The organism is Vibrio sp. ER1A, from assembly GCF_000733315.1.
Taxonomy (GTDB): domain Bacteria; phylum Pseudomonadota; class Gammaproteobacteria; order Enterobacterales; family Vibrionaceae; genus Vibrio; species Vibrio mediterranei.
Map to the genome: position 1 here is coordinate 21,302 of NZ_JPJA01000019.1, position 7,831 is coordinate 29,132.

Consider the following 7,831-nt stretch of genomic DNA (forward strand, 5'->3'; position numbering starts at 1 on the left):
GGAGCCGTTATGCAATGCCCCGAATGTGAGAATCACTTTGGCTGGGACTGGATTGAAGACGAATGCATTGAACCAAACGAAGAGTTTGATTGCCCAAGTTGTGGCGTCGCGCTGCGTTACACCATTGATGAGAGCACCTACTTCGGTGCGCAACATAAGACCGTTGAGGTTGTAGATGAGTAATTCACTACCTGATAAAGAGCTATTCGTTGAGTGCCCTCAATGTAAAAAGGATATCAAACAGAAAAACCTTAAACGCCACCTTAGAAAAATACATGGCGAAAAAATAGCGCCTATTCAACCAACATCCTCTCCAGAAACGCCAAGTACCAGTAGAACAACATCTAGAACAGAGCGTATAAACGCTCTGTTTTCAAAGATAAATCAAGGGCAATACGATAACCAAGATAGTCTAGTTAGGCTTATGAAAAATGCTGAAGCTAAAGGCGAACAAACAATACTGAAAGCAGTACAACAACGTTTACGAAAAGTATTTCCCAAGCTTTACCGTCGATATGTAGGCCCAATAACACTGCGAGACCCATTAGGTAGTAAGAACTGTTACTGCGCCAAACCTACATCACTCCACAATATAGCACACGACATTTTAAACATGACCATCCCTACAGAAGCATTACAGTGCGACCTTTGTTGGGACGAAGACATTACAGTCGCGTGGGGTGTATATGGGCCTTTGGGAGCAAAAGTGATTGATAAACACACATGGACGACTACTTGCCACGAGCGTGGCGATGTCAAGTACGCTACTCACTAAGAATATAATTTATAAGGCTTAATTAAAAAATGAACAATATAACTTTTGCTTGTCGTGACGAGTTCAAACGAGAAACCGTAGCAGAAAAAGTAGCTCTATTACTTGAGTCGTCAATAGATATCTCCCCAATGGTCGTTGACGGTGGGTGGGGAACCGGAAAAACGGAGTTCTGCCATAAACTAATCAACTTAATGAAAGGCAGAGATTCGCATCATCTGATTTACGTTGATGCATTTCAGGCTGATCATGCCGATGAACCTTTGCTAACAATACTAGCTGAAATCTTGAAAGTTCTACCTGAAGGTGAGCAGCGAGAAAGCTTCGTTCAAAAAGTCTTACCAACCGTTAGGTATGGTCTAAAAACTTTAGCAAAAGCAGGTGTTGCCCATGTATTAAAACAAGATACAGAAACTGTCCTTGATGGATTTGATAAAGAGATCCAGAAAGCAGCAGACAAAGCGATAGATTCATCAGTAGAGTCGCTGTTAAAAGATCATATAAAGGCTAATGAAAGCCTAGAAGCTCTACAAAAAATGATGGCTGATATTACGGAAGAAAAGCCTATTGTAGTATTCATCGATGAACTAGATCGGTGTCGACCTGACTTTGCGGTGAATATACTCGAAGTAATTAAGCACACATTCCCTGTTTCTGGTGTTCAGTTTGTCCTAGTGACCAACACAAACCAACTAAAAGCCTCTATTAATCATCGATATGGTGACAGTGTTAACGCTCAACAATATCTTGATAAGTTCCTCAAGTTTACTTTCGTATTACCTAACTCCTTTTCAAATCATAGTGGTCTAGAAAAGTCTCTAGCTTCTGTTTGCCACTATCAAAACCTTGTTAACCAAAGCCTCCTTTTGGAACCCCTTAACTTAGCAGAAAATGCCGAGTTTGCTTTCGTAAAGCATGTCATACGTGAGCATCAACTTTCATTACGTGAAGTGGAAACACTAGTTAGGTACATAGAGGTATATCAACAACTCTCAAATGGGCAAGCTCTAGCTGATGACATTGTATTCGGGTACCGATTACTTAGACTTTTTGGAGTTATGCTCTTTTGCTTTAACAAACAGATAGCTAGCTCGCTTACTCGTTCAAGAGCTGATGCAAAGCAGCTTGCTGAGTTCTTTGGTGAGCATCAAATAGTTCCCATCCGAGAAGGGTCACTTGATGCAGAACACCATCAAGTAGTCCTTACAATGATCGCGCAAGAATGCTTGTACAACTCAGACCTGTTTGAGCCTAGTGATGATCACCATGACTCAGAATGGCAACACTTAATCGAAGCCTACTTCCGTCGAGCAGGCTTTCCTCCTAGGAAAGGGGCACGTACAAAAATCGTAGCGGAAGCAATTCAAACCCTTAATCTAATGTAAATCATATAAAGCTTGGCGATTTAGGCTGACTCCTAAGTCGCTTTTGTCCCAAAGCAAGGCGGCATAACACGTCTTTGGACAGTTCCAAGTTTCATTTTTTCTAATTTAGAAAAATTTGGATTAAGTAAAGTATTACAAATCGTTTTAGCGAGTGTTCAGTATCTCTTGAGCAGATAAGTTTATTTCTAGGCAGACTTTGATACAATAACTTTAAGTAAAAGTATGATAGTTCATGAGGGCCAATGCTTAAGAAACTTTTCGTTAAAAATGCCAGTGCTAAAGAACGACTTTTTGAAGAACACCTATATGCAGCCGTAGCTGATGAACTGCAAAGAGGTGAAAAGAGAATTGGCTTATGGACAAAAGCATTAGCAAAATCTTCTGGTGACTTAGGTAAAGCCGAAAGTGAATACATAAAGCTTCGTGTTCAATCACTAATTGATGAATCGAAACTATCTGATGAAATATCTGAAAATGTCGCAAGACAAAAACTGGAACAAGCTAAACACAACAAGGAATTAGCTGAGCAACAGCAACGCGACGTAATCAGAGCAAGACAACTAGAAACCGATAGAGAGATCCAACAAAAGCGAAACACTCGAAAAGCCATACAAGAGAAGTATGGTGATAAAGCTAATAACTTAGAGGCTTGTCTCCTTGATGCAATTTCAAACGATGATGAAAGCACAGTAAAAGAACTAATATTTCTCGGTGTAGAAATAGATGCTTCAGGTCTTTCTATTTCACATACCGACTATGCCAGCATGTACCGTAATGACCACATTATAGAGTTGATTGCTCAAGCAAAAGTAAATAGTTAATTCTCGAATATATTTCAGCATAACTTCTTACTTAGATTCCTTCAATAAGTTACACTTTAAGTATTGCGAAAAACCGTGAACAGAGTATGAATGAGTAAAAAGTTTAGCCAATAATGGGGCAGAAATATTTTAGACCAAACTAGTTTACCAACAACGTCTACTTGTTCCAATGCATCTTAACCGATGCAATCCCAATTCCTAACGTTAAAGCTACTTTGGACTGAGATAAGCCTTCTGCTTTTTTGGCTTGAACAGCCATTGTTATTCTCTGTACCACTGGTCTACCTAGCTTTTTGCCCTCAGTTTTAGCACGTTCAATTCCTTCTTTTGTTCGCTCTCGAATTCGATTTCGCTCAAATTCTGCAAACGCCGAAAACATCTGCAACAGCAACTTACCTTCATCAGCACTGGAAAGATCAGCAACAGGTAAATCAAAGCAAACTACTTGTATACCTTTTTCACTGAGAAGGTTAATCGCCTTCTGAACATCGATATTATCTCTACCTAACCTATCCAGTTTCAAAACCACGAGTTGATCCCCATATTCCACACGATGTTCTATTAGTGTTTTGAATTTTTCTCTCTTCATTGCTTCAACCGAACCCGAGACAGTTTCACTAATCACGCGTCCTTCACTTACCTCATACCCTTTTTGTCGAATTGCGATAATCTGGTTCTCCGTTGATTGCTCGACAGTTGAAACACGGCAATATGCAAATGTACGCAAACTACTCCCTCCTATTACGTATCATCTCATGTAGTATCAAGATAGTTTTAGCATCAAAAACCAAAATCCTATATTTATGATACCAATGTGATCAAAAAATAGCTGGTATCAACATTCGAGTGTTTTTTGATACCAGCTGTAAATAGAACATTATCCAAATAAGTTATAGATCTACCCTTGTCGACAATAGGTCGTTTTACTACATCTCATTATGAATCCCTCACTAATTATTCAAACTAAATGCACATGTCAATTTTGCCTCAACATGTTGATGACTCAAGTGAGGGGAAGACCATTTCAACAGTCTTTCTGGAGTAGAACAGATGTCTCCTCCGAGGCATCTGTTCTTTCTAGCATTCACTCACTTCAACCTTGAATGAAAAGTCGATCCCACGGCCAAAGCTCTCGAAGGTGTTCTTCTTTCAGCACTAAACCTCTGTGACCATCAGAGTCTAGAGAATCTTCAACTTCATGCTCTTTTAGCATAATGGTTGTATGGAACACACTCAAAACCAAAGAAAAAAGAACTAGATCATTTAGAGCAAGTTTAGTTTCGCCGCACGCACTAAAAACGATTGCGTTGACGATTTCCTCTGCCTGTACTGGCGTTAGTAGTCTTAAATCAAACTGAGCGCCATGAGCATCTTTTCCGATAACCCAGAACTTTGTCGCTATCCGCTCAATCGCTTCTCTGGCTCGGTAGTCTGCATCGAGACCATCAGTGACTACCCAATTGAAAAAGCCATATGCTTCTTCCATTTGCTCAATGATCAATGAGTAGCGGCTATTTTCTGAGCCTATACTTTCATACATAACTTTACCTCCACGTTTTAGTTATACATGTCGTATGGTCAACTATCGAATTGCGTCAGGGTGTTGAGTTTTTTTTCTGCTTAACTTACAAATCCAGCTTAGGAAATGGCACTCTACCCCTTAGGTGCGCTTGCTCAAAGAACAGCTTTAGAATTGCATATTTTTCTTTTCGGGTTTGGTTTGATTCATGTTTAGTCCTCTCCCAGTACCCAATTATTTGACGCCTCCCAACTTTGTGGAGTTGCTCGCCTAAGTACTTCTCGTGCTGAAAAATATCCTCCAGTATCAAAATTAATCGTCGGATTTGTTTCTGGCGGAAAGGAATGCCTTTTTTACGATACGGAGCCATGATCGTCATTACTTGTGAAAAAGTGTTTTTGTTCACGGCATTATCCTAGGTAGGCGTTTGTAATCTCAACGCGATGATGTCCAAGGAGTTCTGACAACTCTAACCGAACGATACGGTCTAAGCTCTGCGCATGCTCGATTGGAATAGCAAGTTCTTTGGCTATGAAGGCAAAGTGGTCTTTACCATGTGATATCCCTGATTGCACTGGACATCGAACACCGATTTTTCTTGCGTAAAATTCAGTGGCGAAGAATTTTCTTTCCCCATGAGTAAGGTACAGAGCATCTATTGCTTTTGTTTCACGCCACGCATAACTTTGGAAGCTTTTAAAACTGCGGCCGTCAGGGATCAGAGTGTGTGTCTTATGCTCTTTTTGGTAAGCTGCCACTCGGACGAGCAGGTTGTATTGCTCAGTGTTTTCAACAGGCATCGACCTAGACTGACCTCCTTTCGTGCCCCTAGAGATCGTGGGTATTTCGTTCTTTGCTAACGCTCGTAACGATTGCTGGGCATCGTGCAGGCAAGCCTCTCGAAATCGCATGCCGAATTTTCGTTGCAACTGAATGATCAAACCTAATTCTTCACTAACACTATTAAGTACGCACTCATGCATCCTTTCCGCTATGGAACCATCTGTTTGCGCAACCCCTGATTTGGGTACGAATCCTAAATCTGCAGTAGCTCTAACAACGCAAGTTTCATCACCTCTCGCCTGCGCTAGGGTTCTATTTATATGACTAAGATAGTCTCTTGCCGTCACAGGGCTAAGAGTACCAACTTCATAACGTTCCTGAAGCTGTTCTCCATATTGAAGCACGGTTGTTTTATCTATGTGATTCAACCTCTTAATTCTTGTATTAACCTTCAAAAAAGCTGAAAAATCACGAATTGCAGCCAACCTGGACCTGTGGGTATTATTCTTAACTCCTCCTTGCTGTTCTAGTGAAGCATTGATCAGTGCTTTCTCCATGTCTCGAGATCCCAACGAAAAGTTGGGTTTTGTAAAATCTCGCACTCGGTTCAGAGTATGCCCTGAGTATTTCCTGTTCATTTGTATTTTTCTCCTGTATTCCGTTGATATTCTCCTGTATCTGACATAGCTGATTGCGCAGCCATTCGGCTGTAGCGATAAATGATATACGTCGATCAACCTTTGATGCTCCCTCATCGCGAGGTCGAGGGCTTATTGCATCCTCATCAAATGGTACAGTCTCTACTAGACTAATCCCGATGGCGCCGTCGACAGCGGCTTTAGGCGTTGCTTCCACCATCAGTTTGCTATGTATTGTGTTGTGCAAATTTACGTCATGCATCGAATTTGCGTGATTAGTGGTAGCGCCTAGCATCTGCTGCCTACCACAGTTATCGATCACCTAATGACGCTCGAACTTCCTTTAACTTCTGTGTCGAATGTTCCGCACCTCCCGCCTCCCTAAACGAGCTAGATTTATTTTCTCTTCGTCTAATTTCTACAATGAAATTAGACGAAGAATACTGACACCAATATGTGCCGGATAGATTCCTCCATTAATGCCTTAGTAGGCAAAAAGCTTAGCCCTGAAGTGGGCTATCGTATGTGTGTATGGTAGAACTTCAATAACATCAACGGTGTTGTGAATTATTTTTGACTCGCTTAATAGCTTTTGGGTATGTGAGGCCGGGCTAACATGGTCACATGTTGAGTCAGCACGTAAGAGGCGAGGATCTAGAGTGGGGATTTAGGTAGAAGGTCCAAACAAAGTCTTTTGGTAATTAAGGCCCGACAGAATCGCTTGGTGATCACACCGGTCTTGCGGACTCTATAGCTCATTTTTGGACAAAAACACGTTAGAGTATGAAATCTAACGTGCCGAATTGGATTAGAAAAGTATCTTGAAGCCTTAAATGCTTGTTAGCTATTTTTCAACCGTTACTGGTCCAAAATTTCTATAACCAAATGAGTAAGAACGAATATTGTCAAGCAACATTTTGGCGTTAGCGGGAAACTTGTCACTTTGAATGCTATTCAACAGCTCTTTAATCAATTCGAAGAAGTGGTATGCGAAACATGGGTGCTGTAGAGCTTTTAGGACATCCAAGCCAAACACTTTTTTTGTATATACGGTTAACGACTGGGTTTTAGATTGCCACTTAAAGAGGTAGCTTCCCTTGTCTTCATCAGTCAGAGCATGTTTAGGGATCACGTAACTGGTTCCGTGGGCGGCGATGTTCCTTAGTGTAAAAATTGAATTTATTGCCGACGTTTTTTCTTTGTCGAGAATGTCATCTAGGTTTACCCCTAAATACTCTTTGTATTGACGTTTTAATTTATCCCACCCACCTTGGAACTCAACTTCCTCTTGCAGGCGCTTGAGTAGCTCGTAAGAACTGGTTAATACTCTATATTCTGGTTGATCTGAATTTGAAATCGAGTGCTCACCTAATAATTCTGAATCACGCTGGATAATTTCACAAAGGAGAGATCGCAGGCTTCCCTCTAAGATCGCCGCGTTCATATTCATTAACGCTAGATTCAGCGCTGTAAATCCCCCATTAAGCTGATGCTTGTCATAAGCAACGGAGAAAGGGTCACTTATATCAAACATACCGATTTTTTTCTTAATTGTTAATGCAAGTTCATCGTACGCATAGAGTAAATGAGCCGATGTGTTCATTTGTAAGAACGTAAATTGATTTCTTTCCATTCAAACTCCCAATAATCTAGTAAAAAGTAGCCCGAGGGGCTTTGTGATAGCTTACGCTAATTAAACGGCAAGCAACCGCTTTTCATTCTCACATCATGCCGTCTTTCACTTACCAACTCAATTACAAATCAATGTCTTATCAACAGCGCTAGGAAGTTAGGCTGCTGAGAGTTTCCTAATTTTTAGATGAAAAGAAATCGAATAACTTGTTGTAATGCAAATTTACGCAACAAGATATGAATTAATAAAAGCTCTAACTAATAATGGGGCGTGCGACGTG

At 40.8% G+C, this 7,831-nt stretch carries 9 protein-coding genes; 4 read left to right on the forward strand and 5 right to left on the reverse strand.

Annotated features, from left to right (window positions below; all coding sequences use genetic code 11):
• Positions 1-9: 9 nt before the first annotated feature.
• The 4 genes from HW45_RS29685 (at position 10) to HW45_RS03070 (ending at position 2,978) form a co-directional block, all read left to right on the forward strand.
• Positions 10-183 (forward strand): hypothetical protein, encoded by a 174-nt coding sequence (locus HW45_RS29685; protein WP_200874561.1) that lies wholly within the window; start codon positions 10-12, stop codon positions 181-183.
• Positions 176-775 (forward strand): hypothetical protein, encoded by a 600-nt coding sequence (locus tag HW45_RS03060; protein ID WP_051867701.1) that lies wholly within the window; start codon positions 176-178, stop codon positions 773-775. The genes HW45_RS29685 and HW45_RS03060 overlap by 8 nt, the downstream gene beginning before the upstream one ends.
• 29 nt (positions 776-804) lie before the next feature.
• Positions 805-2,157 carry a KAP family P-loop NTPase fold protein gene (locus HW45_RS03065; protein ID WP_235225346.1) on the forward strand — a complete coding sequence of 451 codons (1,353 nt, stop codon included), beginning with the start codon at positions 805-807 and terminating at the stop codon, positions 2,155-2,157.
• A gap of 242 nt (positions 2,158-2,399) precedes the next feature.
• Entirely contained in the window at positions 2,400-2,978 is a 579-nt protein-coding gene (locus HW45_RS03070; protein WP_038224642.1) for a hypothetical protein, read from the forward strand.
• Positions 2,979-3,135: 157 nt separating this feature from the next.
• Here the strand turns inward: HW45_RS03070 and HW45_RS03075 are convergent, their stop codons facing one another.
• From HW45_RS03075 to HW45_RS03095, 5 genes are all read right to left on the reverse strand, one after another.
• Positions 3,136-3,705, reverse strand: a complete 570-nt coding sequence (locus HW45_RS03075; protein ID WP_038224644.1) for a recombinase family protein — start codon at positions 3,703-3,705, stop codon at positions 3,136-3,138.
• A gap of 366 nt (positions 3,706-4,071) precedes the next feature.
• A complete protein-coding gene (locus HW45_RS03080) occupies positions 4,072-4,518 on the reverse strand; it encodes a hypothetical protein (RefSeq protein WP_038224646.1) in 447 nt (148 codons plus the stop codon).
• 85 nt (positions 4,519-4,603) lie between these two features.
• Entirely contained in the window at positions 4,604-4,903 is a 300-nt protein-coding gene (locus HW45_RS03085; protein ID WP_038224648.1) for a hypothetical protein, read from the reverse strand.
• Positions 4,904-4,907: 4 nt separating this feature from the next.
• A complete protein-coding gene (locus HW45_RS03090; protein ID WP_235225348.1) occupies positions 4,908-5,837 on the reverse strand; it encodes an integrase domain-containing protein in 930 nt (309 codons plus the stop codon).
• Between the two features lie 925 nt (positions 5,838-6,762).
• Positions 6,763-7,551 (reverse strand): hypothetical protein, encoded by a 789-nt coding sequence (locus tag HW45_RS03095; protein WP_038224652.1) that lies wholly within the window; start codon positions 7,549-7,551, stop codon positions 6,763-6,765.
• Between the last annotated feature and the right edge of the window lie 280 nt (positions 7,552-7,831).

Coding starts and splice junctions, on each gene's coding strand:
- HW45_RS29685 (WP_200874561.1), top strand. CDS start 10: ATGCAATGCCCCGAATGTGAGAATCACTTTGGCTGGGACTGGATTGAA.
- HW45_RS03060 (WP_051867701.1), top strand. CDS start 176: ATGAGTAATTCACTACCTGATAAAGAGCTATTCGTTGAGTGCCCTCAA.
- HW45_RS03065 (WP_235225346.1), top strand. CDS start 805: ATGAACAATATAACTTTTGCTTGTCGTGACGAGTTCAAACGAGAAACC.
- HW45_RS03070 (WP_038224642.1), top strand. CDS start 2,400: ATGCTTAAGAAACTTTTCGTTAAAAATGCCAGTGCTAAAGAACGACTT.
- HW45_RS03080 (WP_038224646.1), bottom strand. CDS start 4,518: ATGTATGAAAGTATAGGCTCAGAAAATAGCCGCTACTCATTGATCATT.
- HW45_RS03090 (WP_235225348.1), bottom strand. CDS start 5,837: ATGGAGAAAGCACTGATCAATGCTTCACTAGAACAGCAAGGAGGAGTT.
- HW45_RS03095 (WP_038224652.1), bottom strand. CDS start 7,551: ATGGAAAGAAATCAATTTACGTTCTTACAAATGAACACATCGGCTCAT.